This is a genomic window from Campylobacter sp. S4:11, assembly GCF_024723695.1.
Taxonomy (GTDB): Bacteria; Campylobacterota; Campylobacteria; order Campylobacterales; family Campylobacteraceae; genus Campylobacter_D; species Campylobacter_D jejuni_C.
Map to the genome: position 1 here is coordinate 38,516 of NZ_JANQDC010000006.1, position 26,052 is coordinate 64,567.

The 26,052-nt window shown below is 29.4% G+C and carries 25 protein-coding genes; 12 read left to right on the plus strand and 13 right to left on the minus strand.

Features of this window, described 5'->3' with window-relative positions:
* Window positions 1–34: 34 nt before the first annotated feature.
* The gene (locus tag CAMP5053_RS03200; protein ID WP_337217243.1) at window positions 35–3,547 is read left to right on the plus strand and encodes an acyl-[ACP]--phospholipid O-acyltransferase; all 3,513 of its coding nucleotides are present in this window, start codon (window positions 35–37) and stop codon (window positions 3,545–3,547) included.
* A 29-nt stretch (window positions 3,548–3,576) separates the two neighbouring features.
* Here CAMP5053_RS03200 and CAMP5053_RS03205 read toward each other — a convergent pair whose 3' ends face one another.
* Together CAMP5053_RS03205 and CAMP5053_RS03210 are read right to left on the minus strand one after the other, a co-directional pair.
* Window positions 3,577–5,586: a CocE/NonD family hydrolase gene (locus CAMP5053_RS03205; RefSeq protein ID WP_337217244.1), complete on the minus strand. Its 2,010-nt coding sequence runs from the start codon at window positions 5,584–5,586 to the stop codon at window positions 3,577–3,579.
* Window positions 5,583–6,833, minus strand: coding sequence for an MFS transporter (locus CAMP5053_RS03210; RefSeq protein ID WP_337217245.1), 1,251 nt, complete (start codon window positions 6,831–6,833; stop codon window positions 5,583–5,585). Before CAMP5053_RS03210 ends, CAMP5053_RS03205 begins: the two co-directional genes overlap by 4 nt.
* A gap of 252 nt (window positions 6,834–7,085) precedes the next feature.
* On the opposite strand from CAMP5053_RS03210, the gene CAMP5053_RS03215 reads away from it, so the two are divergent.
* Genes CAMP5053_RS03215 through mnmH form a run of 7 tightly spaced genes read left to right on the plus strand, consistent with a single transcriptional unit; the run spans window position 7,086 to window position 12,339 of the window.
* Entirely contained in the window at window positions 7,086–8,030 is a 945-nt protein-coding gene (locus CAMP5053_RS03215; protein ID WP_087700656.1) for an NAD(P)-binding domain-containing protein, read from the plus strand.
* Complete coding sequence (locus CAMP5053_RS03220) at window positions 8,024–8,716, plus strand: tRNA1(Val) (adenine(37)-N6)-methyltransferase (protein ID WP_337217246.1); 693 nt, start codon at window positions 8,024–8,026, stop codon at window positions 8,714–8,716. Before CAMP5053_RS03215 ends, CAMP5053_RS03220 begins: the two co-directional genes overlap by 7 nt.
* Window positions 8,706–9,077 (plus strand): YkgJ family cysteine cluster protein, encoded by a 372-nt coding sequence (locus CAMP5053_RS03225; protein WP_039626360.1) that lies wholly within the window; start codon window positions 8,706–8,708, stop codon window positions 9,075–9,077. Before CAMP5053_RS03220 ends, CAMP5053_RS03225 begins: the two co-directional genes overlap by 11 nt.
* Entirely contained in the window at window positions 9,053–10,288 is a 1,236-nt protein-coding gene (locus CAMP5053_RS03230; protein WP_337217247.1) for a tetratricopeptide repeat protein, read from the plus strand. The genes CAMP5053_RS03225 and CAMP5053_RS03230 overlap by 25 nt, the downstream gene beginning before the upstream one ends.
* The gene (locus tag CAMP5053_RS03235) at window positions 10,273–10,875 is read left to right on the plus strand and encodes an indole-3-glycerol phosphate synthase (protein ID WP_087700652.1); all 603 of its coding nucleotides are present in this window, start codon (window positions 10,273–10,275) and stop codon (window positions 10,873–10,875) included. The genes CAMP5053_RS03230 and CAMP5053_RS03235 overlap by 16 nt, the downstream gene beginning before the upstream one ends.
* Complete coding sequence (locus CAMP5053_RS03240; RefSeq protein ID WP_087700651.1) at window positions 10,875–11,363, plus strand: HIT family protein; 489 nt, start codon at window positions 10,875–10,877, stop codon at window positions 11,361–11,363. The genes CAMP5053_RS03235 and CAMP5053_RS03240 overlap by 1 nt, the downstream gene beginning before the upstream one ends.
* On the plus strand, window positions 11,356–12,339 hold the full coding sequence (gene mnmH, locus CAMP5053_RS03245; protein WP_337217248.1) for a tRNA 2-selenouridine(34) synthase MnmH: 984 nt from the start codon (window positions 11,356–11,358) through the stop codon (window positions 12,337–12,339). Before CAMP5053_RS03240 ends, mnmH begins: the two co-directional genes overlap by 8 nt.
* Here the strand turns inward: mnmH and CAMP5053_RS03250 are convergent.
* Genes CAMP5053_RS03250 through CAMP5053_RS03260 form a run of 3 tightly spaced genes read right to left on the minus strand, consistent with a single transcriptional unit; the run spans window position 12,334 to window position 15,765 of the window.
* Entirely contained in the window at window positions 12,334–13,854 is a 1,521-nt protein-coding gene (locus tag CAMP5053_RS03250) for an inorganic phosphate transporter (protein ID WP_337217249.1), read from the minus strand. The genes mnmH and CAMP5053_RS03250 overlap by 6 nt on opposite strands.
* Before the next feature lie 46 nt (window positions 13,855–13,900).
* Window positions 13,901–15,001, minus strand: coding sequence for a 4-hydroxythreonine-4-phosphate dehydrogenase (gene pdxA / locus CAMP5053_RS03255; protein ID WP_337217250.1), 1,101 nt, complete (start codon window positions 14,999–15,001; stop codon window positions 13,901–13,903).
* Window positions 14,998–15,765, minus strand: coding sequence for a pyridoxine 5'-phosphate synthase (locus CAMP5053_RS03260; RefSeq protein ID WP_214100381.1), 768 nt, complete (start codon window positions 15,763–15,765; stop codon window positions 14,998–15,000). Before CAMP5053_RS03260 ends, pdxA begins: the two co-directional genes overlap by 4 nt.
* 55 nt (window positions 15,766–15,820) lie before the next feature.
* Between CAMP5053_RS03260 and CAMP5053_RS03265 the strand changes: the two genes are divergently transcribed.
* The 3 genes from CAMP5053_RS03265 to CAMP5053_RS03275 are packed head-to-tail and all read left to right on the plus strand — an operon-like array spanning window position 15,821 to window position 17,884.
* Window positions 15,821–16,780: a Ppx/GppA phosphatase family protein gene (locus CAMP5053_RS03265; RefSeq protein WP_337217251.1), complete on the plus strand. Its 960-nt coding sequence runs from the start codon at window positions 15,821–15,823 to the stop codon at window positions 16,778–16,780.
* A 10-nt stretch (window positions 16,781–16,790) separates the two neighbouring features.
* On the plus strand, window positions 16,791–17,234 hold the full coding sequence (locus CAMP5053_RS03270; RefSeq protein ID WP_337217252.1) for a GatB/YqeY domain-containing protein: 444 nt from the start codon (window positions 16,791–16,793) through the stop codon (window positions 17,232–17,234).
* Window positions 17,231–17,884: a DNA/RNA non-specific endonuclease gene (locus tag CAMP5053_RS03275; RefSeq protein WP_214136023.1), complete on the plus strand. Its 654-nt coding sequence runs from the start codon at window positions 17,231–17,233 to the stop codon at window positions 17,882–17,884. The genes CAMP5053_RS03270 and CAMP5053_RS03275 overlap by 4 nt, the downstream gene beginning before the upstream one ends.
* A gap of 30 nt (window positions 17,885–17,914) precedes the next feature.
* Here CAMP5053_RS03275 and dnaK read toward each other — a convergent pair whose 3' ends face one another.
* The 3 genes from dnaK to CAMP5053_RS03290 are packed head-to-tail and all read right to left on the minus strand — an operon-like array spanning window position 17,915 to window position 21,088.
* Window positions 17,915–19,777, minus strand: coding sequence for a molecular chaperone DnaK (dnaK, locus tag CAMP5053_RS03280; protein WP_337217253.1), 1,863 nt, complete (start codon window positions 19,775–19,777; stop codon window positions 17,915–17,917).
* 22 nt (window positions 19,778–19,799) lie between these two features.
* Window positions 19,800–20,309: a nucleotide exchange factor GrpE gene (gene grpE / locus CAMP5053_RS03285; protein WP_214136024.1), complete on the minus strand. Its 510-nt coding sequence runs from the start codon at window positions 20,307–20,309 to the stop codon at window positions 19,800–19,802.
* Window positions 20,306–21,088, minus strand: a complete 783-nt coding sequence (locus CAMP5053_RS03290) for an HrcA family transcriptional regulator (RefSeq protein WP_087700643.1) — start codon at window positions 21,086–21,088, stop codon at window positions 20,306–20,308. The genes grpE and CAMP5053_RS03290 overlap by 4 nt, the downstream gene beginning before the upstream one ends.
* A gap of 239 nt (window positions 21,089–21,327) precedes the next feature.
* Here CAMP5053_RS03290 and CAMP5053_RS03295 point away from each other — a divergent pair, with 239 nt between their 5' ends.
* On the plus strand, window positions 21,328–21,459 hold the full coding sequence (locus CAMP5053_RS03295) for a hypothetical protein (RefSeq protein WP_256374638.1): 132 nt from the start codon (window positions 21,328–21,330) through the stop codon (window positions 21,457–21,459).
* Here CAMP5053_RS03295 and CAMP5053_RS03300 read toward each other — a convergent pair.
* Genes CAMP5053_RS03300 through CAMP5053_RS03320 form a run of 5 tightly spaced genes read right to left on the minus strand, consistent with a single transcriptional unit; the run spans window position 21,448 to window position 25,912 of the window.
* Window positions 21,448–22,077 carry a hypothetical protein gene (locus CAMP5053_RS03300; protein ID WP_337217254.1) on the minus strand — a complete coding sequence of 210 codons (630 nt, stop codon included), beginning with the start codon at window positions 22,075–22,077 and terminating at the stop codon, window positions 21,448–21,450. The two genes, CAMP5053_RS03295 and CAMP5053_RS03300, sit on opposite strands and share 12 nt — an antisense overlap.
* Entirely contained in the window at window positions 22,074–22,310 is a 237-nt protein-coding gene (locus CAMP5053_RS03305) for a hypothetical protein (RefSeq protein WP_337217255.1), read from the minus strand. Before CAMP5053_RS03305 ends, CAMP5053_RS03300 begins: the two co-directional genes overlap by 4 nt.
* Window positions 22,294–23,346, minus strand: a complete 1,053-nt coding sequence (locus CAMP5053_RS03310) for a DHH family phosphoesterase (protein WP_214100374.1) — start codon at window positions 23,344–23,346, stop codon at window positions 22,294–22,296. Before CAMP5053_RS03310 ends, CAMP5053_RS03305 begins: the two co-directional genes overlap by 17 nt.
* Window positions 23,347–23,355: 9 nt before the next feature.
* A complete protein-coding gene (gene flhA / locus CAMP5053_RS03315) occupies window positions 23,356–25,515 on the minus strand; it encodes a flagellar biosynthesis protein FlhA (protein ID WP_337217256.1) in 2,160 nt (719 codons plus the stop codon).
* Window positions 25,508–25,912, minus strand: a complete 405-nt coding sequence (locus tag CAMP5053_RS03320; protein WP_214125483.1) for an Rrf2 family transcriptional regulator — start codon at window positions 25,910–25,912, stop codon at window positions 25,508–25,510. Before CAMP5053_RS03320 ends, flhA begins: the two co-directional genes overlap by 8 nt.
* Window positions 25,913–26,052: the final 140 nt, after the last annotated feature.

Below are 26,052 nucleotides of genomic sequence, written 5' to 3' on the forward strand. Positions count from 1 at the left end.
AAAATAATATTTTTAAAATAAAATGGAGTTTTAAATGCAAGAAAAATTTTTAAAGATTTTTGGCGTATTGCCATTTTTAGCAGTAGCTTTTATTAATGCTTTTGTAGATTTAGGACACAAAATCATTATACAAAACACTATCTATAAATTTTATGAAGATAGCACCCAACTTTTTCTAACTGCTATTGTTAATGCTTTGATGCTTTTACCTTTTATCCTTATGCTTTCACCTTCTGGATTTTTAGCAGATAAATTTCCTAAAAATAAAATCATGAAAATATCTGCATTATTTTCAGTAATATTAACTTGTATTATTTGTTTGTGTTATTATCTTGGAGCATTTTGGCTTGCTTTTGTAATGACTTTTATCATGGGAGTACAATCTGCCTTATACTCTCCTGCAAAATATGGTTTTATAAAAGAATTAGTAGGAAAAGAGCTTTTAGCTATGGGAAATGGAGCTGTAAACGCAGTAAGTATTGTGGCTATTTTAGCGGGTATGGCGGTATTTTCTCTAAGCTTTGAAATGCTTTTTGAGTCGAATTTTAACACTCCTTCAGATATTTTAATACAAATTGCACCTTTGGGTTTTGTATTAATAGCTTTTGCTTTATTAGAACTTTTTTTAGCTTATAAACTTCCTTGTTTAAAAGAAGAAGATAAAAGTTTAAGTTTTGATAAAAAACAATATTTCCAAGGAAAACTTTTAGCCTCTAATTTAAAAACAATATTTTCTCATAAAATCATTTGGCTTTGCATTGTAGGAATTTCACTTTTTTGGGCCATATCACAACTTTATTTAGTAAGTTTTCCTGTATATGCAAAAAATGATCTTTTCATAGAAAATACCTTTTACGTACAATGCTCTTTAGCTTTTTCTGGCATAGGAGTGATTATAGGATCTCTTATTAGTGGTAAGTTTTCTAAAAATTACATCGAATTAGGTCTTATACCACTAGGCGCTTTAGGAGTTTTTTTAATGAGCATTTTAATGCCATTTTTAGAAAACTTACTAAGTTATAGTGTGGTATTTTTTATTTTTGGTTTAAGCGGGGCATTTTTTATCATACCTTTAAATTCTCTCATACAATTTCATGCAAAAGAAAATGAACTAGGAAAAGTCTTAGCGGGTAATAATTTTATACAAAATATTTTTATGTTAGGCTTTTTAGCACTAGCTACTTTTGCTGCATATGCTGAATTTGAAGTGATAAATTTGTTTTATTTTATCATCGCTGTGGCATTTTTTGGAAGCATTTATGTGCTAAGTAAATTGCCTTTTTCTTTGGTGCGTTTATTAATGAGCATAGCGTTTTTTCAACGCTATCGTTTATTAGTAGAAGGTTTTGAAAATATTCCTGAAAAAGGTGGAGCATTATTGCTTGGTAATCATATATCTTTTATAGATTGGGCTATTGTACAAATGGCTATACCAAGAAAAATTTATTTTGTTATGGAAAAAAGCATTTATTCTAAGTGGTATATTAAAATTTTTCTTGATAAATTTGGAGTTATTCCTGTTTCAAGTGCTTCTAGTAAATCAAGCTTAGAGCTTATTGCTATGCATATTAAAAATGGAAATTTAGTTTGTCTTTTCCCAGAAGGAGTACTTTCACGCCATGGACAGCTTAATGAATTTAAAGGTGGATTTGAGTTAGTTTGCTCAAAATTAGAAAAACAAGATGGAGTGATTTTGCCTTTTTATATTAGAGGACTTTGGGGAAGTGCTTTTTCAAGAAGTGATGAAGAATTTTCAGCAAGAAATCGCAAAATAAGTAAAAGAAAAATCGCTATTGCTTTTGGAAAAAGCTTGCCAATACACACTAAAAAAGAAGTGGTTAAAGCAAAGGTTTTTGAACTTTCATTTATTGCTTGGAAATCTCAATGTGAAAGTATGCATACTATAGCCAGAGCTTGGATAGATAGCGCTAAAAGAAATTTAAGTCAAATAGCTATTGTTGATCCTTTAATAGGTGGTATTACTTATAGAAAAATGCTTGCTTTAAGTTTGGTTTTTAGTTCTTTTATAAAAAATAAATCGCATGAGCTAAATATACAACCTACCCAAGGAAGCTATGCTCCAAAAGAAGAATGTGTAGGAATTTTGCTCCCTGCTTCTATGGCTAGCTCTCTTTGTAATCTAGCTGTATTACTTGCAAATAAAATCGTGGTAAATTTAAATTTCACAGCAGGTGTAAAAGCGATTAATCAAGCCATTCAAAGTTCTCAAATTCAACAAATTTATACTTCTAGAAAATTTATGGAAAAATTAGAAAATAAAGGTATAAAACTAGAATTTGAAGAGCATGTTAGAATCATTTTTATGGAAGATATTATCACAAGCTTTAAAAAACAAAAACTCAAAATCTTTTCTATGCTTGCTTTAGTAAGTATTTTACCTACTTGTTTAATAAAAGCATTATTTGCATCTAACAAACAAAACCTTGCCATAGCTGCTATATTATTTAGTAGTGGTAGCGAGGGAACACCTAAAGGAGTAATGCTAAATAATCGCAATATTTTAAGCAATATAGCTCAAATTTCAGATGTATTATGTGCAAAAAATGAAGATGTTGTCTTATCTTCTTTACCGCCTTTTCATGCTTTTGGATTAACTGTAACTACTTTTATGCCTTTATTAGAAGGGATTAAAAGCATAACACATGCTGATCCAACAGATGCACTAGGTGTAGCAAAAGCTATAGTAAAAAATAATGTTAGCATTATGTGTGCTACTTCAACTTTTTTGGGTATTTATGCAAGAAATAAAAAACTTGATGCGATTATGTTTGAAAGCTTAAGAATTATCGTATCAGGTGCTGAAAAACTCAAAAGTGAAGTAAGAAGCGCCTTTGAAATGAAATTTAAAAAACCTATTTTTGAAGGTTATGGAGCTACTGAAACCACTCCGGTTGCAAGTGTGAATTTACCGAATAAATTTGATCCTGATTATTGGATTTTACATCGTGCAAATAAAGAAGGTAGCGTAGGTATGCCTTTACCAGGAAGTGCTATACGCATAGTAGATCCATCTACTTATGAAAGTTTAAATCATGGAGAAGATGGATTAATACTCATTGGTGGTCATCAGGTTATGGTAGGTTATTTAAACAATAAAGAAAAAACCGATGAAGTTATCAAAGAAATCGATGGTATACGCTGGTATAATACCGGCGATAAAGGTCATGTAGATGAGGATGGCTTTTTATATATAGTAGATCGTTATTCTCGTTTTGCAAAAATTGGTGGAGAAATGATATCTTTAGGAGCTTTAGAAGAAGAAATTGCTAAATTTATCAATACAGATATAGTAAAATTTTGCGCAGTTGCGCTAGATGATGATAAAAAAGGTGAAATGGTATGCTTATTAGTAGAATGTCAAGAGCAAGACTTTGATGGAATTTGCGAAGTGATTAAAAACTCTACTATGCCTGCTATTTTTAAACCAAGTAAATATTTTAAAGTAGAACAAATTCCACTTTTGGGCTCTGGTAAAGTAGATTTAAAAGGCGCTAAAGATTTAGCTAAAATCTTACAAGAAAATTAATTCCCAAAGTAATTTTACTTTGGGAAATTTTACAAACTATTTCTTTTAGTTTTATAATCATATTTTTTATCAAAAACAAGCTTATCGTTTTCTTTGACTGCTATTTTTCCCTTAATATAAAAATACTCCAAATCACTAGTTTGTGTTAAGATTATATCCGCCTCCATCATACAACCCTCACGTCCTATTTGCATTGTTTGAGTAATGGTATATTGCGCGCTTAATGGGTTTTCATTTTGAAGTTTTAATTCTCTTTTTAAATTATGCTTTACTAAAACATCAACCTCATCAAACCTATAAATACCTTCTCCAAAAACTCCACCAACACCATCTGTAATACAAGTCCAAGTATCGTTTAAAATATCATAAGAAATGCTTCTATCTACCCTACCTTCTTCTAAAAGTGTTATTGGGGTCAAAGGAGCACTTTGTGCTTGCATATTGATTTTATCACTATCTTGACCACTAAAACATGGCAAATTAAATTCACACTCATTTAAATCTAAAGTCAAGGTTGAAATTTTTGGCATAGGCCAAAACATAGGCCAAAAAGAATTCGCTAATGATAATCTTATCTTAGAACCCTTAGCAAATCTATATCCACAAGCATCAAGTTTGATTTGCTTTTGGATAAATTCATCTTTTTTTAAAGGTATAAATTGCTCTTTATCATCACTTAATGCAAGATTGATCACTCCATAACTTACTCTTTTTACAAAACCATCAGCTCTAACTTCACTAAGCTGAGCAAAGAGCATAGCTTTTTCTTGATCACTTGCAATTTTTACATTTAAAACCGGAAAACCCAAAATATCTAAATCTTGTTCTAAAAAATCACTTTCAAAAACAACTGCCATCCCATCATCTAGCCTTTGATCACTAGGACTTTCTCCTAAAACACCAGCCCCCATCCACTCTCCGGATAAAAGCCCATGATTTAATGGAGTGTTGATTTTGATAAATTCACTTGATTTTTTGCATATTAGTTTATACGGATTTAAATAGTATTTTTTATAGCTAATATCATTTTTAAAATCATTTAAACCAACAAAACGACCTTCTACTTTCTCTGTTTTTGAATTTGGCTTAGAGCTATTTTCAATATATGCTTGTATCATAGGAGCTTCAAGCGCATCATTTTCTTCATTTTTAAGCCATTTGTCCCACCATTTAAGTGCTTCTTGTAAAAAGCCCATTGCAGGTAAAGGAGAGCCATCATGAGGATAAACATGAGCCCAAGGACCAACGATAGCTTTTTTTGGAACTTTTAAACCATTCATTAGAGTAAAAACAGGATTAGTATAAGAATCAGCCCACCCATCTAATGCAAAAACAGGAACTTGTATATCATCATAATTTTCTCTAACAGATCCATGCTTCCAATAGTCATCTTTTAAAGTATGCTCAAGCCACAATGTGGGCCATAAAGGCATATTCTCAAGCCTATTGAGCCATTTATTTCTACCATTTGGATCAATTTTTGGATCAACAAAGCGTGATTGATATGCAAGCATGATATTACCCCACCAAAAATTATCATTAAGCAAACATCCACCTTTATAATGAATATCTTCATTAAATCTATCATCAGTAAAACCTACCACTATAATAGCTTTTAAATTTTTAGGTTTTCTTGCTGCAACTTGTAAAGAATTAAATCCACCCCAAGATTTACCCATCATACCAATATTTCCATTGCACCATTCTTGCTTTGCTATCCACTCAATAACTTCTAATGCATCATCTTGTTCTTGTTTTAAATATTCATCTTCTAATAAACCATCAGATTCCCCACTTCCTCTAATATCAACTCTAACAACCGCATAGCCATTACCGCTAAAATATCCATGCATAGGCTCATCTCTACCTCTTGTTCCATCATTTTTTCTATAAGGAATGTATTCTAATATAGCAGGAACTTTTTCTTTTACCTGAGGAAGCCAAATTCGTGATGAAAGTTTGGTGCCATCTTTTAAAACTATCCATTCATTTTCTATCACTCTAACCTTATTTTTAAAATCAAAAATAATTTCTTTCATTTCATCTCCTTTTTATTGTATTTTTTAATCCAAATCAAACAAAACATTACACCCAAAATAGCCATAGCTATCATAATAGTAAAATATATATGAAAACCTTTTACACCTGGATATCTATCTAATAAATCTCCAGCAAGCAAAGGTGCAAAAACCTCAGGTAAATATCCAAAAGTAGATACAATACCTATGGCCATACCTGCTAAATGAATAGGAATTTTTCCCTCACTAAGTAAAGAATAATAAATTCCAAAATTAGAATACATAGCTACATAAATTACCACACAAGCAGAAGTTAAAACGCTCATTTGCAAAAATCCATTTAATTTTGAACTAAGCATTAAAAAAATAACACCAATTCCCATTAAAATAAAGCCTATCATCATTATTTTAGCCTTTCCATATCCATCTGCTATAAACCCACCTACCACAGAAGAAATAGGACGAATATATTGAGCTAATACTGTTAAAATAGCTGCAAAAACAGCAGAAGCCCCTATCACATTACTTGCATAAGGAGTAAAATAATAAAAGCTCATATTAAAAAAATAGGTACAAAAAGTAATAGCAACCACAAGCCAAAGAGCAGAATTTTTCAAAAGAAAAACTAAATCTTTGATTTTAATCTTCTCGCTTTGTTCATTAACTTCATCTTTTAAAAGAAAAAATAATAAAACAGCACTTGCAATAGGAGCTATAGAATAAAAAATAATAACCATTTCTATACCTTGTGCGGCTAAAGCTTTTGTTTGAAAATATCCAAAAATACTTGTAGCTATAGCCAAATGTGCAGCACCAACAACACCTCTACCACCTTCAAAAATTCCATAAGCTTTTGCTTGCTCTTTAGAATTTGCCAAACTTCTTACTATCTTCATCAAAGAAGGCCAAAAAGTTAATAATGAAGTAATTCCCCAGATTCCATAAATAATCAAAAGCGCATTTAAAGAAGTAAAATATAAATGCAACAAACCACCAAACCCTGTAGCAATTAAAGAAAAAATCAATAATTTTTTTGGTGCAAAACGATCTGCTAAATAACCTCCTAAAGCATAAGAAAACAAACCAAGCAATCCATAAGCACTACCCAAAAGCCCCATTTCAAAATTATTTAAATGATAAAGACTCATATAATCATCATAATAATACTTTCTAAAATAAGGCAAACCATAAATAATAGATCCACAAAAAGATAACAGTAAAAGTGTAAAAAAATTATTTTTTAAACTATGTTTTTCATTTTGATACATCAACCAACCTCCTTTTTTATACTATATATGATTTTTTTATTTTTTTATTCAAAAATAAATATTTTTAGATAAAAATTAAAAATTGATATATTTTTTTACACATTTAAGATATTTTTTAAAAAAAATTATTAATTAAATAAAATATAATTACGATAAAAATTCTATGAAATATAAAAATTACAGATAATTTTTATATTTCATTATCATTTTTTTGATACATTTACATATTAAAAATACTAAAAAAGGGAAATAATGAAAATTTTTGATATGGTAGTTATCGGCGCTGGTCCTGCAGGTATTGCAGCAGGAGTAGAAGCTAAAATAAAAAATAAAGAAGTTGTTGTTTTAGAAAAAACTGATGCGATTTGTCAAACCTTAGTAAAATTTTACAAAGAAGGTAAAAGAGTAGACAAAGCTTATAAAGGTTGCGATAGTACAAATCACGGACATATAAATTTTGAAGATGGGACTAGAGAAAGCACAATAGAAACTTTCCAAAATGCCATTAAAGAACATAACCTTGAAGTAAAACTTTCTAGTGAAGTTGAAAGCATTAAAAAAGATGGAGAAAATTTCATCGTTAGTACTGCAAATGAAAATTATATTTGCAAAAATGCAGTTATTGCCATAGGTAGAATGGGTAAACCAAATAAACCAAGCTATACTCTACCTATAACTTTAACTAAAATCATCAATTTTAATGCAAACTCAACAAGCCAAGGTGAAAAAATCTTAGTTGTAGGTGGTGGAAATTCAGCAGCAGAATATGCTATAGATTTAGCTAAAAATAATGATGTGACACTTTGCTATAGAAGAGAAACCTTCTCGAGATTAAACGATATCAATCTTGAAGATATTCAAAAAGCTTTTGAGCAAGGCAGCATAAAAGCAAAACTTGGCATAGATATAACTAGTATTGAAGATGAAAGCGGTAAAGCTAAAGTAAATTTTACTAATGACACAAATGAAATTTATGATCGTATTATTTATGCTATTGGGGGTTCAACTCCACTTGATTTCTTACAAAAATGCTCTATAGAAGTTGATGAAAAAGGCGTGCCAAGCTTTGATGAAAATAAAGAAAGCAATGTAAAAGGATTATTCGTAGCAGGCGATATAGCGAGTAAAAACGGAGCTTCTATTGTAGTGGGTTTAAATGATTCATTTAAAATCTGCGATCATCTTTATAAATGCTAAAACTCTTTCAATATTCAAAAGGCTATCGCTATAATAACGATAGTCTTTTGCTTTTTGACTTTTTATCTAAATATAATTTAAAAGGAAATATCCTTGATATAGGATGTGGTTGTGGAATTTTAGGACTTTTGATAAAGCAAAAATTTCCAAATTCAAATGTTTATCTACTAGATATCCAAGAGCAAAATATCAAACTAAGTTATAAAAATGCCAAAGAAAATAAACTTGAAATTCAAGGCATTTGTGAAGACTTTTTAAACTATAAAAGTAATACAAAATTTGATTTTTTAATCTCTAACCCTCCATTTTATAAAAAAAATACGCAAAAAAGCCAAGATTTACATTTATGTATATCAAGATATCAAGAATTTATGCCACTTGAGAAGATATTTGCTAAAATAAATACTTTAATCAAGCCAAATGGTAGTTTTTTTATGTGTTATGAGGCAAGTTTTTTAGATGAAATTTGCGCTTATTTAAGACAATTTAAACTAAAACTAGTTTCACTTCAATGCATTCATACCAATACACAAACTAACGCAAGACTTGTTTTAATGCATATTAAAAAAAATAGCAAAAGTCCTTGCGCGATAATGCCTACGCTTTTTATGTATGAAAATGATGTTTTAAATCCAAAAATTAGTGAAATTTATGAAAACACAGGAACTATAAGCTATGATGTGTGAAAAAGGTTTTGATTATTCTTTTGATGAAAGTGCTTGTGAAAAATGCGGCGGGAAGTGTTGCACTGGAGAAAGTGGGTATATCTATGCTAGCAAAGAAGAACTAGAAGCTATTGCTAGTTTTTTAAATTTAAGCTTTGAAGCCTTTAAAGAGCAATACCTCATCAAAGTTGGGTTTAAATATAGCTTTAAAGAAGCAAAGTATGAAAATGGCTATCGTTGTATTTTTTTTGATACAATGTATAAAAAATGTTTAATTTACAAGCATAGACCAAAACAATGTAGAACTTTTCCATTTTGGGAATATTTTAAAACACACAAAGAGGAGTTAAAAAAAGAATGTATAGGGGTTTGCTTTCACTAATTATAGTTTTTATCTTAACAAGCCTTGCTTTAGCTAAAGGTGAAGATAAAATCCTACAAGCACTTATTTATGAAGAGTATGGACAATTTCAAAAAGCATGTGATATTTATACAAATTTATTTCATGAAAATAATGAAAGTATTTATTTGCAAAAGGCTTTACTTTTAGCTTTAAGTGCTAATTTAAAACAAAAAAATGAGCTTTTAAAAGCTTCTAAAGACTTTTTAGAACACACAGCCATTGCAAGATTAAATGCTTTATATTTTTTTGAAATAGGAGATTATAAACAAGCTGAAGCTATACTCTATAAACTCATTAAAGAAGAACAAGATTATAGAAATTATGAAATATTAGGTGATATTTTTGCTAAAAAAGCTTTATATACTAAAGCTTTAGAACAATACAACCTTGCTTATAAGCTTTTTGAACATGAAAATTTATTGCTTAAAATAGTTGAAGTTAATATCAAAAATAAAAATATCAACCAAGCTAAAAAGACCTTAGAAGAATTTGTAAAAAACTCACACTGTACCCTTAAAACATGCACCCTACTTTTAAAAATTTATCAAGAACAAAAAGATTATAAAGCAAGTATTCAAACCCTTGAAAAACTATATAAACTCAACAATGATATTAAATATATATATGCTATGATAGAATTACTAGTACAAGAAAAAAATTATACTCAGGCTCTAAATTTAACCCAAAAATATAACATAGATCCTGATACTAAAATTTTCTTATACACACAAACAAAAGATTATAAAAAAGCCTATGAAATAGCTTTAAAACATTATGAACTTAGTAAAGATAAAAAATATCTTTCTATGGCAGGTGTTTTAGAATTTGAAATTCATATGGATCCTAAAAGTAAAAAAGTCACGGATCCAAAAATTCTAGCTTCTATCATGAAAAAATTTGAACAAAGCGTAGATGTGCGCAGTGATGCTTTATATCAAAACTACTATGGCTATGCTTTAATTGAATATGATATTGATATAGCCAAAGGTATAGAGCTAGTAGGCTGGGCACTTGAACAAGAACCACAAAATCTTTATTATCTTGATTCTTTAGCTTGGGGCTATTATAAACTTAAAGATTGCAAAAAGGCTTATGAAATTTTGCAAAAAACACTGCATGATAAAGAATTTTCAAGCTCAGATGAAAGTAAAGAGCATTTAAAGGCCATTGAAAAATGTTTAAAACAATAGATTTAAAAAATCATTTTTCAAAAACACAAAAAATTCTTGAAAATAAAAAAGAAATTTTTCCTTATGATATGCTAGGTAGAAGTCTAGCTTCTAATGCCTTTTATCCTAAAGATATTTATACACTTTTACTTGAAGGAAAACTTTCACATTTTTTATATTCTAAAGATTTAAATTTTAATCATGAAAATTTTGATGCCATCATCTTACCAACAAGCCCTTTGCTTCATCAAGACATACAAAATTTAAGTCTTTTTAGGCGCTATCATGAAAAACCTATTGTGCAATTTGATTTTATTTTTGATGAATATCAAATTTTAGAAAGCTTGGTGTATGGAGCTGATGCGTTTATTGTATTTCCTAAAATGCTAAAAACTATGCAACTAAAAAAACTCTATAATTTTACAATACATCTTGGTTTAGAGGCTATTTTTTACCTTGAAAGCAAAAGCGATCTTAATAATGCTATTTTAGCAGGAGCTAGAATTTTTTTATTAGAAGATGAAAAGCTATTGCCTTTGATACCAAAAAATAAAGCTCTTATAAGTAAAAATATTAAAAATCTACATGCTTGCATAAAGGAGAGTTGATGGAGTATTTATACGCACCTTGGAGGGATGTTTATTTTAACAATAAAGATAAAAATTTTTGCCCTTTTTGTCATTGCAAGCATGAACTTAATGAAGATGAAAAACTTGGGGTGATTTTTAGAGCTAAAGAATGTTTTGGTATTATGAATAAATACCCTTATAGTCCGGGTCATTTTATGATTATCCCTTATGAGCATTTAGAAAATATAGAAGATTTAAGTAATGATACATGGCTAGAAATTAGCCATTTTGTGCGTATTGGAGTTAAAATTTTAAAAGAAAACTTTCACGCTAAGGGTGTTAATATAGGTATGAATTTAGGCAGTGCAGCAGGAGCTGGTATAGCACCACATTGTCATTATCATTTAATCCCAAGATGGCAAGGGGATACAAATTTTATCACTACCATAGGGCAAACTAGAGTTTGCGGGAGTGATTTAGAAAAAGTTTATACCACCTTATGTAAAGCTTTTAAAGACTATGTATAAAGAAGTTGATTTTGAAAATTTTTTAAAATTTAATTTTGATCTTTTAATTGATGCAAGAAGTCCCAAAGAATACAAACTTGCTCATATAAAATCTGCGCAAAATTACTACGCACTCAATGATAATGAATTTGAAGAAATAGGCACACTTTATAAGAAAAACAAAGGCTTAGCTAAAGCAAAAGGTGCAAGTTATATTTGCAAAAATATGAGCGAGCATATTAATAAACTTTATCAAGATTACAAAATAGGCTCTTTGGTGGGAATTTATTGCGCAAGGGGTGGTAAAAGATCAAAAGCTATTGCTTTAATCTTAGCTGAACTTGGTTATAGGGTTGTAAGATTAGAAGGTGGATATAAAGCTTATAGAAGCTATGTGAGTGAGTTTTTTACTAAAGATTTAAATATTGAGTTTTTATGTCTTTGTGGTAATACAGCAAGTGGTAAAAGTGATTTAATCCAAACTTTAGACAATGCTTTAAATTTAGAAAAACTAGCTAACCACCAAGGATCAAGTTTTGGTAAAATTTATGGAGAACAACCAAGTCAAAAAGCTTTTGAAGATGAGTTGTTTTATTTTTTAAAAGATTATACTCATAAAACTTGTTTTATAGAAGCTGAAAGCAGACAAATTGGAAATTTAACTATTCCTTTAAATTTATACAATAGCATGCAAAAAGCTAAGAAAATTTGGTGTGAATGCGACACGAATTTACGCATTCAAAGAGTTTTAAAAAACTACACTCCTATGGATAAAAAAGTATTTTATCAATGTGTTGAAAAAATATCACCTTATATCAGTAAAGATTTCAAAATGAAACTTTGTCAAAATTATGAAGAAAACAATTTAGAACTTTGTGTAAAAATGCTTTTTGAATATTATGATAAAGTATATAAAAAACCTGTAAAAATTGATTATTTTATCAATAGTTCTAATTTAGATGAAGCTAAAAAACATCTTATGAGTTTAAACTCATAAGATTGTATTTACAAAGATAATAAAAATAATGCTTGAAAGAATTCCAGCAACTGGTAAAGTAATCACCCATGCTAAACCAATAGGCTTCATCATAGCCCATTTAGCATCTTTATTAAACACTCCTATACCTAAAATTGCACCGATTAAAATATGGGTTGAGCTAACTGGAATTCCAAGTTGAGTGGCTAAAAGTATAACAATACTTGCACCAAGTTCAGCACTAAAGCCTGTTGTTGGTTTAATTTCAGCAAGTTTTGAACCCACAGTTTGAATAACTTCTTTACCTAAAAACCAAAGTCCAATAACTAAAGCTATGCCAAACATAAGCATTACAGCAAAAGGCACTGGTGAGCTAGGATTAATGGTATTATTTTTAAGTACATCTAAAATAGCAGCAAATGGCCCAAGAGCATTAGCTATATCATTAGCTCCATGTGAAAAAGCAAAACTTGAAGCAGTAAAAATTTGAAACCACGAAAAAATCTTTTCTATGGTCTTATTAACCTGCGTTTTTTTCATCAATCTCACAACCGCTAAAGTAACAATATAAGCAAAAATAGAAATGATCGAAACTATCCATAAATTTTGCATTACATCTAAAGTAGAAACATTATTTAAACCCTTAAATAAAAACATAGAAGCAATAGTCAATGCGCCTACACCTGCTATTAAAGGAACATGAAATTTCATTCTTGAGAAAACATCTATGTTTTTTTCTTTTTCTTTTAATTCTTTGATTTTTAACTTATATTCACTTCTTTTTTCATCATCATCTAAAACAATAGCACTAAGTTCTTTGATTTGCTCTTCTTGACTTTTGTTTTTTAAATTTTTAAAATATTCTTCTTTAAATGCTTTTTTTTCTTTTTTGATTTCTTTTACCACAAAAGTTATTTCTTCTGATGGCTTTAGAATTTTTTTATAAATATAAGCATAAATTAAATACGCCACAAGCCCACCAAGCAAAGGCGAAATAACCCAACTCATAGCTATTTTATAAATACCATTCCAATTTACCATAGATAATGCTTGATCTTGATCAAAAAATACAAAGCCCATAGCAATACTTGAGCCTACAATACCTCCTATAATACTATGAGTAGTAGAAACTGGAAGTCCTTTTTTAGTCGCTACAAAAAGCCAAATTCCTGAACTTAGCAAAGCTGAGAGCATTACGCATACAAATACCATAGGATTAATTCCATCAGGTAAAACTACTATACCACTTCTTATAGTATTTGTTACTTCTCCTCCTGCAAATACAGCCCCGCTTAATTCAAATACCGCTGCAATAATCAAAGCTTGTTTTATAGTAACTGTTTTAGCACCCACGCTAGTACCAAATGAATTTGCTACATCATTACCACCGACATTAAAGGCCATGAAAATACCAAATACACTAGCAAGGATAAATAATATCATGGAATTATTAGGAATATAATTATACCCCCAAACAAAAAAGCATAAAACACTCACAATAAAAATAAAAAATGCAATAGCATTATCTTTACTCAAGCATTCTCCTTAAGAATTTATTTCAATGAATTAATTTTAGTAACTTTTACTTAGTTTTTTCTTTGATTTTTAAAAATTGCAAAGCAGATTTCACTGCTTGCATATAACTTTGTAAATTAATTTTTTCATTTTTATAGGCCCTATCATAAGCTGTTCCGTGATCAACACTAGTACGAATTATAGGTAAATTTAAACTTACATTAATACTTTTATCAAAATACAAAGCCTTTAAAGGCGCTAAGCCTACATCATGGTACATACTCACTAAATACTTGCATTTACTTAACGCAAAAGGGGTAAAAGCACTATCAGCCACTAAAGGCTCACTTAAATAAATATTTTCCTTATAAGAAAACTCTTTTTCTTTTTGACTTAAAAAATCTTCATTTTCTAAATTTTGTAAATTTAACGCGTGATCTTTTAAAAATACATTTGCCATTCTTATAGCTTTTTTTATTTCCCTCTCTTCTTCTCCGCCTATTACGCCATTATCACTTGCATGAGGATTGAAACTCAAAACACCAATTTTTTCAAATAAAGTGCATTGATAAAAATTAATTAAAAATTGTGCAAGTTTAAAAGCCTTAATCTTTTTATAAACATCTCTTAAAGCCATATGCTCAGTATATAAAGCCACAAAAAGCTCATCACACCCTAACATCATAATAGCATCTTGTTTGAAAAAATCTCTTAGTGCCTCAGTATGACCTTTATAGCTCACTCCCCCTATTTGCCAAGTCTTTTTATTAATCGGTAAAGTTACTAAAGCATCTAAAAATAAATGCGTGCAATAACTAGCTCCTTCAAAACTTAAAAAAGAATAAGTTCCACTTTTAGCGTCTAAATTTGCAGGATTTAACTCAAAATCAAAATCAATAATTTTACTAGCTTGATATGAAAACTCATAAATTAAAAAATTTTCTTTTTCTTCCTTAAAGGTAAACTGTGGTTTTGAAGCATTAGAAATTTCAACTAAATTGATTTTGGATTTAGGATTTATATTCAAAAGCTTACTTGCTTTTTGAAATAATTCATAATGCACAAAATAATAAGGCTCGCAAATTTTTACTAGCTCATCATGACAAGCTAATAAAATTTGCATACCTATGCCATTTAAATCCCCTATACTAATAGCAATTTTTTTCATCTTTTAATCAAAGCTTTCATTTGCAATATAGCTTTTTCTAAGCCTACAAAAACCGATCTTGCTACTATGCTTTGACCTATATTTAACTCTTCTATTTCTAAAATATCTACAATATTTTTTACATTTTTATAATTAAGCCCATGTCCAGCAGCTACTCTTAATTTTAAACTCTTAGCCAAACTTGCACTTTGTTTTAATCTTTGGAGTTCATTTTCTAAAAGCTTTTTGAGTTCATTTTTGCTTAAAATTAATTCAGGCAATGCATAAGAAGTTTGATTGATATTAGTATATAATGCATTATAAATATTAGCATACAAACCTGTATGAAGCTCTATAAAATCAGCATTTAAAGAAGATGATTTTTTGATATCTTCTAAATTTGGATCAATAAATAAAGAAACTTCGATTTGCTCTTGCTTTAAAACATTAATAGCTTCTTGTAGTTTTTCATTGTCTAAATTTAAACCACCTTCTGTTGTAAGCTCTTGTCTTTTTTCAGGTACTAAAGTAACGCGTGAGGGTTTGTATTTTAAAGCATATTCTATCATATCAATAGAGCATTCTAAATTCACTACACATTTGCAATATTTTAAAATATTTTCTAAATCAAACTCATTAGCATGGCGACGATCTTCTCTTACATGGATAGTGATTTGATCAGCTAAATTTGCACTCAAAAACGCAGCTTCAAGTAAATCAGGATCATTTACTTTTCTAGCTTCTCTTAAAACTGCTATATGATCGATATTAACCCCTAAAAGCATAAGTTTTCCTTATAAGTTTTTTGCTATTATACTTTAAATTTTTTAAGGAGAGCTAGTGCTAGGTATTGATATGGGTTCAAATACATTAAGAGCTGTTTTAATGGATGAGAATTTTAATAAATTAAAAAGCGAAGAATTTATCATAGGGACAGCTAAAAATATGCAAAATGACATCATTAGCGATGAAGCCATAGAAAGAATTTTTAGCGCTTTAAAAATCTTAAAAGAAAAAAACTATGATTTAAGTCAAGCCAAAGCAGTCGCCACAGCTGCTTTTAGAAAAGCAAAAAATACTGAGTTTATTTTTGAAAAAATTCAAAAAGAATTTAAACTTGATGTAAAATTAATCGATGCAAAAACCGAAGCAAAACTAAGCATTTTGGGTATGCAAGAGCGTCTTAAAGCTCTTAAACTTTTTAGAAAAGACTTAAGTTATTGTGATTTAGGCGGTGCTTCTTGTGAAATTTCAAATGATAAGTTTAGCAAAAGTTATGATTTTGGAATTATTGGTTTTTATGAGAGAATGCATTTTAAAGCCATAAAACCAAGTGCTTATGTAAGATTTTTTAAAAAATACCCGCAAAATCTTGCGCGTATTGAAGATGAAAAATTAAAAATTCATCTAAGCCCCTACCCTGCACATTTAAAGCAACTTGCCTTAAAAGCTTTTAATCTTAGTAAAGATATAAAATTAAAAGGAAATTTTTTCATACTAAATTCAGGGGTACCTACCACACTTTGTGCTTATAAACAAAACATAAAATACAAAGATTACCTAGAAGAAAATGTAAATGGCAAAATACTCAAACGCAAAGATTTTTTTGATTTTGCATTAAAAATTTGGAATTTAGAACAAGAAAAAGCTAAAATTTATCTTGGAGAAAATAGAAAAAAATACCTCATAGCAGGCTCAATGATACTTTTTGCTTTATTTAATAAGCAAAAGCTCATTGTGATTGATGATGGTGTTAGAGAAGGTGTGTGTATAGCGCATTTTAAAAATATCAAATTTTAAAGGAGAAAAAATGAGTTTAAAAGATCAAATTTTAGAAGATATTAAAGAAGCTATGCGTAGCAAAGATGACTTCAAAAGAAATACTTTAAGAACGCTTAATGCTAGCTTTAAACAAATAGAAGTTGATGAGAGAATTACGCTTAGTGATGAAAGAATATATAAAATCATTGCAAGTGAGATTAAAAAACGAAATGAAGCAGCTTTGGCTTTTTCTAAAGGCTCTAGAGAAGATTTAGCACAAAAGGAACTCCAAGAAGTAGCTATTTTAAGTGCTTATTTACCAAAACAACTTAGCGATGAGGAATTAGAAAGTGAGCTAAAAAAACTTATAGAAAAATTACAAATTAGCTCTTTAAAAGAACAAGGTATTTTGATGAAAGAAGCTAAAGCAGCTTTTGGTGCAAGCGTTGATGGTAAAAGACTTAATGAAATGGTAAGAAAGCTTTTAGCATGAAAAAAGTTTTAACACTTTGTGCTTTAGCTTTAAGCTCTTTTGCTTATACTCAATATGAGTTACATCCTAGCTTTAAAGCTTATTTTAAAGACTGCTCTTTATTAATGGATAAATATTATTATATTAATTGTTATGATTATAATTATAAAGGCACTAAGGCTATTGCTTATAAATTAGAAGCTAAAATTTTAAATCAAGAACACATCAAAAAACGCCCAAGATTTCAAGAAGATACCAATATACCTAAAAAGTATAGAACTTATTGGGAGGATTATCTAAGAAGTGGTTATACAAGAGGGCATGTCGTACCAAATCAATCTATGAATGCAACCCCACAAGCCCAACTTAGCACTTTCTTAATGAGCAATATCACTCCGCAAAAAAAAGATATCAATGCAGAAATTTGGAATGAAATCGAACAAAGAGAAAGATATTTAGCAAAGAAAAATAAAGAATTAGAAGTCTTAAATTTAGTGCTTTATGATGATAAGCCTAAACGCATTAAAAATAACATAGCTATTCCTAGTTTTTACGTCAAAATTCTTAAGGCTAAAAATTTCAGCGAATGTTATAAAGTTCCAAATAATGATAATTTTGCAAGATTTGATAGAAATTATTTTAAGGAAGATTGTAAAAAATATATTGATTAAACTAGAAGCACAAGGCTTCTAGTTTAGTTTTTACTCAACTTCAGCATCGATTACATCATCATCTTTTTTCTTTTGAGCGTTTGGTTCTTCTTTTTTGTACATATTTTCTGCTAATTTATGAGAAACTTCGCTTAAAGCTTTCATTTTGCTTTCAATTTCTTCTTTAGAAGCATTAGCATTTTTTAATGTCTCTTTTAACTCACCTAAAGCTTTTTGAATATTTGCTTTATCATCATCGCCTACTTTATCTCCAAGCTCACTTAAAGATTTTTCTACTTGATGTACCAAGCTATCAGCGGCATTTCTAGCTTCTACTGCTTCTTTGCGTTTTCTATCTTCTTCTTTGTGAAGCTCTGCATCTTTTACCATGTTGTTGATTTCTTCTTCACTTAGTCCACTTGAGCCTGTGATTTTAATCTCTTGAGCCTTACCTGTAGCTTTATCTTTTGCACTAACTGTTAAAATACCATTTGCATCAATATCAAAAGTTACTTCAATTTGTGGCATACCGCGAGGTGCTGGTGGAATTCCTTCAAGATTGAAATTTCCTAAAGATTTATTATCACGGCTAAATTCTCTCTCACCTTGTAAAACATTGATAGTAACCGCACTTTGATTATCTTCAGCAGTTGAGAAAACTTGCTCTTTTTTAGTTGGTATAGTTGTGCCTTTTTCGATGATTTTAGTCATCACGCCACCTAAAGTTTCAATACCTAAAGAAAGCGGAGTAACATCGAGCAATAATACATCTTTAACATCACCTTTAATAACCGCACCTTGAATTGCTGCACCTATTGCAACAACTTCATCAGGATTTACTGATTTATTAAGCTCTTTTCCAAAAGCTTTTTTAACTTCTTCTTGTACCAGCGGAACACGCGTAGAACCACCCACCATAACAATTTCTTTTACTTCACTTTTATCAAGTCCTGCATCTTTTACTACTTCGTTAATCTTACTAATAGTTTCAGCAACCAAACCATCAATCATACTTTCAAATTTAGCTCTTGTTAGAGTTTTAGTTAAGTGTTTTGGACCACTTGCATCAGCTGTGATAAATGGTAAATTAATATTAGTTTCATTAGCTGAACTTAATTCTTTTTTAGCATTTTCAGCTGCTTCTTTTAATCTTTGTAAAGCCATTACATCATTTTTAAGATCAATACCTGTTTCATCTTTAAACTCATTTGCTAAAAAGTCGATTAATTTATTATCAAAATCATCACCGCCTAAAAATGCATTACCACCAGTTGCTAAAACTTCTACAACATTATCACCAGTTTCAAGCACAGTAACATCAAATGTACCACCACCTAAATCATAAACTACAATTTTTTCACTTTCTTTTTTATCAAGTCCATAAGCTAAAGCTGCTGCAGTTGGCTCGTTGATAATTCTTAATACATTCAATCCTGCAATTTGCCCTGCTTCTTTTGTAGCTTTTCTTTGCGCATCATTAAAATACGCTGGAACAGTAATAACCGCATCTTCTACTTTTTCGCCCAAGAAAGCCTCTGCATCTTCTTTTAATTTCATTAAAACTTTTGCTGAAATTTCTTGTGGAGTATAAATTTTACCTGCTATTTCAATCGCACAAGCTCCATTTCTTTCTGTGATATGATAAGGTAAGCGATTTTTAGCTTCTTTTGCTGCTTCTTCATTGATCATCAAACCCATGATTCTTTTTATAGAATAAATAGTTTTTTCAGGATTAGTCACAGCTTGACGCTTAGCACTATCTCCAACTAAAACTTCACCTTTATCTGTAAATGCGACTACCGAAGGAGTAGTATTTTTACCTTCTTTATTTGGGATAACTTTACTCTCACCTCTTTCATACACACTCACACAAGAATTTGTTGTACCTAAATCTATACCTATAACTTTTGCCATTTTTTATCCTTTTTATTAAATTTTATTTTGCAACACTAACTTTTGCTGATCTAATTACTCTATCATTCATCATATAACCCTTTTGTAAAAGTTGGACGATATGATTGCTTTCATGATCAGCACTTTCAACATGAAACATTGCTTCATGTAAATTTGGATCAAACTCACCATTTGCTTCTATTACTTTAACCATATGCTTTTCAAGTTTTTTCAAAAGCAAGTCTAAAGTGTTTTGAACCCCTTCTTTGATTTTCAAACTTAATTCATCATTAGCTTCTACATTAATAGCCGCCTCTAATGCATCAACTACATCAAGCAAATCTTTAGCAAAACTTTCATTTGCATAAATTGTTGCTGAAATTTTTTCTTTTTCCATTCTTTTTTTGATATTTTCAAATTCAGCATTTGCTCTTAAATAAGTATCTTTTAACTCATTATACTCTGCTTGAAGTTTTTCTAATTCATTGTTTTGACTTTCTGAACTTTCCACTGCTTCTTCTTGCATTTGCTCATTTTGCTTTTCTTCGCTCACGCAGCCTCCTTTATAATATTTAACATTGTTTTAAAATCAGAATACACACTACCGGCAAAAACCACATTAGATTCTTTGCCTAAAAATGTACTCTTAAGCTTTAACCCCATAAAACCCTCTTCAAATAAAGGATCAAATTGCAATTTATCGTTAAAATAAAATCCAATTTGAGGAGATAAAAGCTTAGCAAATTCATCATTTTGATAAATTTGATAAGCTTTACTCTCATTATATCTATAATAAACCATAGCTTCTTTTAGCATAGTTATTTTTTCCAATAACTCTTTAAACTCAACTCTAAAGGCTAAATTTTCAATACTTTTTAGATCAAGCCCTACTAGCCTTTGTAAGAAAACCAGACTATCTTGGCTAAATCTTAAAACCAACTCATTTTGTCCAAAATCAAGTATGATAAATTTATCATTAACCTTGGTAATATCTTGCAAAATAAGCTCATCGCCACCATAAACTAAGGTATAAATTTCAAACTTATCAAGCAAAAACTCTAATAATGCAAGATCGTTAATCACAATCTCATCTTCGCAAAGTTGCTCATACCAATAAGCCTTCATAGCACTAAAAGTTGGTATGCGACCACTGCTAATATGAAGTTGTGTTAATACACCCTCATCGCTTAATTTTTTAAAATAAACTCTTATAGTAGAAGCAGGTATGCTAACTTTATGATTTAATTCATTAGAACCCACAGGATTATTACCCTCTAGATAGGTTTCAATGATAGTTTTTAAAATTAAATCTTTTTTACTATAAGATTTCACTATAAAACCTTAAATTTTTATTTTAGCACTCAATGTTTTTAAGTGACAAAGTAATTATACAACTTTAGTATAATAATGTCAAGTTATTTTTAAATAAAAATATTTAAAATTATTTAGTCTATATAACTAAAGTTTATTTAGTCATTTATATATAATATATAAAAACTTATTTTTCAGTTTTTTTAAAAGAAAAGATAATATAATTGCATCTAGCAATATTTTTTAAAAGGTTTATAATAATGAAAAATCTTACTTTAAGAGAAAAGCAAGATCTTGAAGCATATGTGTTTTCTAATATAGAAAGAAAAAAAATGGCTTTGAGTAGAATTTTAAAGTTATATTACTTAAGATTTTTTAGATTAGTTTTTTAATTTATATTTTCTCATACCCTCTTTTGTAAAAGATAAGTCTTTAAAATCAGGGGATGAGATTAACTCCATACAAGTTTTATCCAAATTTTCCATTCCGCTTACTTGCATACTAGCTTGCAAATTTTCATCTAAATATAAATCAAAAACTACACAAGCTTGATTATTAACCTTGTAAAGAATTTTTCCACCTTTTTTCTCATCTAGTTCATACGCTTGTAATTTATCATTTTTACTCATTTTCTTAATTTCATTTGCAAAAGATTGATGCAAGGTATAATAAATCATAAAATCACGCATAATATTTTTAATATCAGCAATTTCTTTTCTTAGTTTTGATAAATCTTTAGTATATAAACTTATAAATTGCGTATTTAAGTACTCATTTAGACTTTTTTCGCTTAAATTTTCACACAATGGATAAATTTTAACCACGAAAGCCTTATTTTTAGCAAGCACTATATCCACACAAGCTTGTTTGTTTTGTTTGTATTCTAAAAATAAAGCTTGACTTGAGCTTAAATTTAGCGTGTTTTGTTTATTGTAAGCAAAATCACTTAAATCTTCATAGATATTTGCATAAGAAAAAATTCCCGCAAAAAGCAATAATAAAATTTTCATTCAAATAAATCTTTATGATGATTTTTTAAGTGCTCTACCACTTCTAAAATCTCATCAACTCCTTCTTTTTGAGTATTTTGGCAAACCTCATCAATACAATCAATATAAACTCCAATTGCTTTTTCTAATTTTGCTCTTTTTACCCCAGCAAACAAGAGCATTGCTTCTAAAACTATGCTTAATTCATATTGTAAATTTTCTATTTCTTCTTTGAGATCATGATTTGTTTTCATTATTTTCCTTTAATTCTTTGCTTTTAATCAAATCCACAAATTGTGCTTTTATAAAATCATAATTAGAGCTATCTTTATACGCAGCAAACAATCCTCCGCTAGCATTTTTATGCCCTCCCCCATTAACTAAGCTTTTAGCCATCAAACTCACATCGATTTTATTATTTGCTCTAAAGCTTAAGGTTTTTCTTGAACTAAGATCAACAAAAAAATCAAAATCAGGATTTTGCATTAAAAAATCATTTCCAATTACAGAAGTATTGCCTATATTTGAAGTTAATAAACCTTTACTTCCTTTATAAAATACACTAAATTTTTCCTTATTTACACTTAGTCTTTCTACCACAAATTTAGAAATTAAATTGCTTAAGGTGTCATCATTTTCTTTTTTGAAAAAAGATTTTTTTAAGCCATGTAAATCATCATCTAAATTAATATGAGCATTTTTTTGATGAATGTATTTTCTACAAACATCAAAAAGATAAAAAAGATATTTGATATTTTCTTGTGCAAACATTACTCTATTGATTTCTTTTGCTCCAGAAACCATACCAAGCAATACTTTTCCAAGTTCAAAATTCCCATCTTCACTCAACCAAATATCTACTGCATTTACCACATCTACAAATTCTGACAAAGCTTTATTTTCGCCATAACATTTACTAAAAAAATCATAAACAATCTTAGTAGCACATCTTTTATCATCTAAAAAATACCAAGGATATTTTTGCATACATTCTAAGCCACTTTGATGATGATCTAAAAGTAAAAGTTTGATTTTTTTACCTTCTATAGCTTTTTGAAAATCTTCGCATTGACTTAAAGTTAAATTTAAATCCGTGATTAAAATCACAAATTCTTCATTAGGATTTTGCTTTAAATCTTCCTCTATATTTTTAAAAATCACATTAAAATTTTCATTAATCTCTTTACCATAATTAGAATTATAAAAATAACAATTCTTAAAATAAAAATCTAGCACATACTGACAAGCATAGCCATCTAAATCTGTATGTGAAAGATGATAAATTTTCATATTTTTCCTTTATAAATTATCAACTTTTATGATACCTTCTGTTTCAAATTTGGTATTTTCTGCAATCTCAGCAAAACTTAAAACCGTAATATTAATACCAAAATTAGAACAAATATCAGCAATAAATTTTCTAAGTTGTGGCTCAACACAAAGCAAGAAAGGCTTAATTCTTGTATTTGCTACACTTGCAAGTTCAGCTTTTAAAGCTTCTACTAAAGCACCAGTTTGAGCTACATTTATCATTAAATGATACGAACCATCTTTAAACTGCACATGCTCCATTAACTTTGCAGCAGCAGCTGCATCAAAAATATAAAAGCTAATTTGCCCTTTTTCATCTACATATAAATTTGTAATTGCTCTTGCTAAAGAAGCTCTTACATGCTCAATAATCATATCCAAACTCTTGCTTACTTCAGCTATATCACTAATTGATTCTAAAATCGTAAGCATATCTTTAATAGGAATATGCTCTTTAAGTAAAGCTTTTAAAACTTTTTGAATCAAACCTATACTAGCAACTCTTAAACAATCATCTACCACGATAGGATAATCATTTTTGATTTTATCCAATAAATTTTGAACCTCTTGTTTAGTTAAAAGCTCTGAAGCATTAGCTTTTATAAGCTCACTCATATGGGTTGAAATCACGCTTGCTGGATCAATTACAATATAACCATTCAGTGTTGCCTCATCTTTTAAAGATGATTCTATCCACAAAGCATCAGAATTAAAGGCAGGTTCTTTAGTAGCTATACCCTCGATAGGTTCAGTGATAAATCCACTATCCATAGCTAGATATTTATCAGGATAAATTTCAGCACTAGCTATACCCACACCTTTGAGTTTAAAAGTATATTCATTAGGCTTTAATTGTAAATTATCTCTAATTCTAATTTTTGGCATTAAAAAGCCTAAACTTTGAGCTATATTGCGTCTTGTTGATCTAATACGCTCTGTTAATTCACTTTCTGCTAACTTAATAAGTCCATAGCCTAATTCTAATTCTAAAATTTCTAATTTTAAAATATCTGTGATTTTATTTTCTTCTTCTTTTAAAATTTCTTCCTCGCTACGTTTTTGAGGTTTAGCTTGCTCTTGATCATCAGCTTCTTGGGATTTTTTAGCTGAAATTGCATTGATTTGAATTTTACCTTCTTGTACTTGTTTTATCATATAACCAAGTCCTAAAAACACTAAAGCCATAAAGCCCAAAGAAAAATGTGGTAAACCAGGTACTAAAGCAAAAATAAATAAAACAAAGCCTACAATTAATAGTGTTTTGTATTCCCCTAAAAGCTGATTAATAGAACCTTCAGCAAAATTATCCTCATCTTTACTAGCACGCGTGATGATAATTGCAGTTGCTGTTGAAGTTATAAGTCCAGGAATTTGAGAAACAAGTCCATCACCTATTGTTAATATAGTATAAGTTGAAGCACATTCTCCAAGCTCCATATCATGCTGAAAATAACCTATCATAAACCCACCAATTAAATTTACAATGGTGATAATAATCCCAGCAACAGCATCCCCTTTTATAAATTTAGAAGAACCATCCATCGCTCCATAAAAATTTGCTTCAGCTATGATTTCTTGGCGTCTTGCGCGTGCAGTTTTTTCATCAATCAAACCCGCATTTAAATCCGCATCAATAGCCATTTGCTTACCTGGCATTGCATCAAGAGTAAATCTTGCTTGAACCTCAGAAACCCTTGTACTACCTTTGGTTACAACCATAAAATTAATCAAAACCAAAATACAAAAAACAACCATACCTATAACATAATTACCACCAACAACAAATTCTCCAAAACTTGCCACTATATCACTAACAGCAGTTGGACCTTGGTGACCCTCACTCAAAATCATACGCGTTGTAGCAATATTAAGTGAAAGCCTAAAAAGTGTGATAATCAAAATCAACGTTGGAAAAGTCGTTAAATCCGTAGGCTTTGGTATATACAAAGAAATTAAAATAATTAAAACTGAAATTGCAATACTTAAAGCAAGAAAAAAGTCTAAAACTATACTTGGTAAAGGCACTATAATAATTGCTAAAATTGCAATAATTACAGCTACTATAGTTAGACTCTTTGCCTTTAAAATAGGTGTAACAAGCGGAGCAATCCAAGGCAATACTAAGCTAAAAATATCCCTTTTAGCCATTATTTTGAATAATATCCTCTAGAGTAATAGAAACTAAAAAATCATCGATTTTATTTTGAAGTTTCACCAAAATAGGCATAATTTTGCAATTATCTTCTTTTTGAGAAGGACAAATTCCATTGCTACACTCAAATACATTAATAGATTTTTTCTCTACACTATTAATAATTTCTTTTAAAGTATATTCACTTGGCTTTTTAACAAGCATAAATCCACCTTTAGCACCCTTATAAGATTTCAAAAGTGCATCTTTGGCAAGAGCTTGTAAAATTTTTGCTAAAAAACTTTTTGGTATATCCAAAACGTTTGACATAGTATCTACATCTTGTGGTTCTTGGGATTTTGCTATATGAATTAAAGACAATAAAGCATATTCGCTAGCTTTGGTAAATAACATTTGTTCCTTTCAAGTTATAAATATAATATATTATTTTTGGTTATTAATAAAAATTTTTATTATATCAAAAATAAGTATCGATAAATATTAAATTTCATATTTTTTAAAATTCAGCATTTTTTTTGGTTTTTTAGTTATAA

Bases quoted from the DNA above. Each gene is read 5' to 3' on its own strand.
- CAMP5053_RS03220 (WP_337217246.1), top strand. From the start codon at position 8,024: ATGCTAAAACTCTTTCAATATTCAAAAGGCTATCGCTATAATAACGAT.
- CAMP5053_RS03200 (WP_337217243.1), top strand. From the start codon at position 35: ATGCAAGAAAAATTTTTAAAGATTTTTGGCGTATTGCCATTTTTAGCA.
- CAMP5053_RS03275 (WP_214136023.1), top strand. From the start codon at position 17,231: ATGAAAAAAGTTTTAACACTTTGTGCTTTAGCTTTAAGCTCTTTTGCT.
- CAMP5053_RS03270 (WP_337217252.1), top strand. From the start codon at position 16,791: ATGAGTTTAAAAGATCAAATTTTAGAAGATATTAAAGAAGCTATGCGT.
- CAMP5053_RS03225 (WP_039626360.1), top strand. From the start codon at position 8,706: ATGATGTGTGAAAAAGGTTTTGATTATTCTTTTGATGAAAGTGCTTGT.
- dnaK (WP_337217253.1), bottom strand. From the start codon at position 19,777: ATGGCAAAAGTTATAGGTATAGATTTAGGTACAACAAATTCTTGTGTG.
- CAMP5053_RS03300 (WP_337217254.1), bottom strand. From the start codon at position 22,077: ATGAAAATTTTATTATTGCTTTTTGCGGGAATTTTTTCTTATGCAAAT.
- CAMP5053_RS03215 (WP_087700656.1), top strand. From the start codon at position 7,086: ATGAAAATTTTTGATATGGTAGTTATCGGCGCTGGTCCTGCAGGTATT.
- CAMP5053_RS03235 (WP_087700652.1), top strand. From the start codon at position 10,273: ATGTTTAAAACAATAGATTTAAAAAATCATTTTTCAAAAACACAAAAA.
- CAMP5053_RS03305 (WP_337217255.1), bottom strand. From the start codon at position 22,310: ATGAAAACAAATCATGATCTCAAAGAAGAAATAGAAAATTTACAATAT.
- flhA (WP_337217256.1), bottom strand. From the start codon at position 25,515: ATGGCTAAAAGGGATATTTTTAGCTTAGTATTGCCTTGGATTGCTCCG.
- CAMP5053_RS03310 (WP_214100374.1), bottom strand. From the start codon at position 23,346: ATGAAAATTTATCATCTTTCACATACAGATTTAGATGGCTATGCTTGT.
- CAMP5053_RS03295 (WP_256374638.1), top strand. From the start codon at position 21,328: ATGAAAAATCTTACTTTAAGAGAAAAGCAAGATCTTGAAGCATATGTG.
- CAMP5053_RS03260 (WP_214100381.1), bottom strand. From the start codon at position 15,765: ATGCTTTTAGGGGTTAATATCGATCATATAGCAGTTTTAAGAGAAGCT.
- CAMP5053_RS03320 (WP_214125483.1), bottom strand. From the start codon at position 25,912: ATGTTATTTACCAAAGCTAGCGAATATGCTTTATTGTCTTTAATTCAT.
- CAMP5053_RS03210 (WP_337217245.1), bottom strand. From the start codon at position 6,833: ATGTATCAAAATGAAAAACATAGTTTAAAAAATAATTTTTTTACACTT.
- CAMP5053_RS03240 (WP_087700651.1), top strand. From the start codon at position 10,875: ATGGAGTATTTATACGCACCTTGGAGGGATGTTTATTTTAACAATAAA.
- pdxA (WP_337217250.1), bottom strand. From the start codon at position 15,001: ATGAAAAAAATTGCTATTAGTATAGGGGATTTAAATGGCATAGGTATG.
- mnmH (WP_337217248.1), top strand. From the start codon at position 11,356: ATGTATAAAGAAGTTGATTTTGAAAATTTTTTAAAATTTAATTTTGAT.
- CAMP5053_RS03205 (WP_337217244.1), bottom strand. From the start codon at position 5,586: ATGAAAGAAATTATTTTTGATTTTAAAAATAAGGTTAGAGTGATAGAA.
- CAMP5053_RS03230 (WP_337217247.1), top strand. From the start codon at position 9,053: ATGTATAGGGGTTTGCTTTCACTAATTATAGTTTTTATCTTAACAAGC.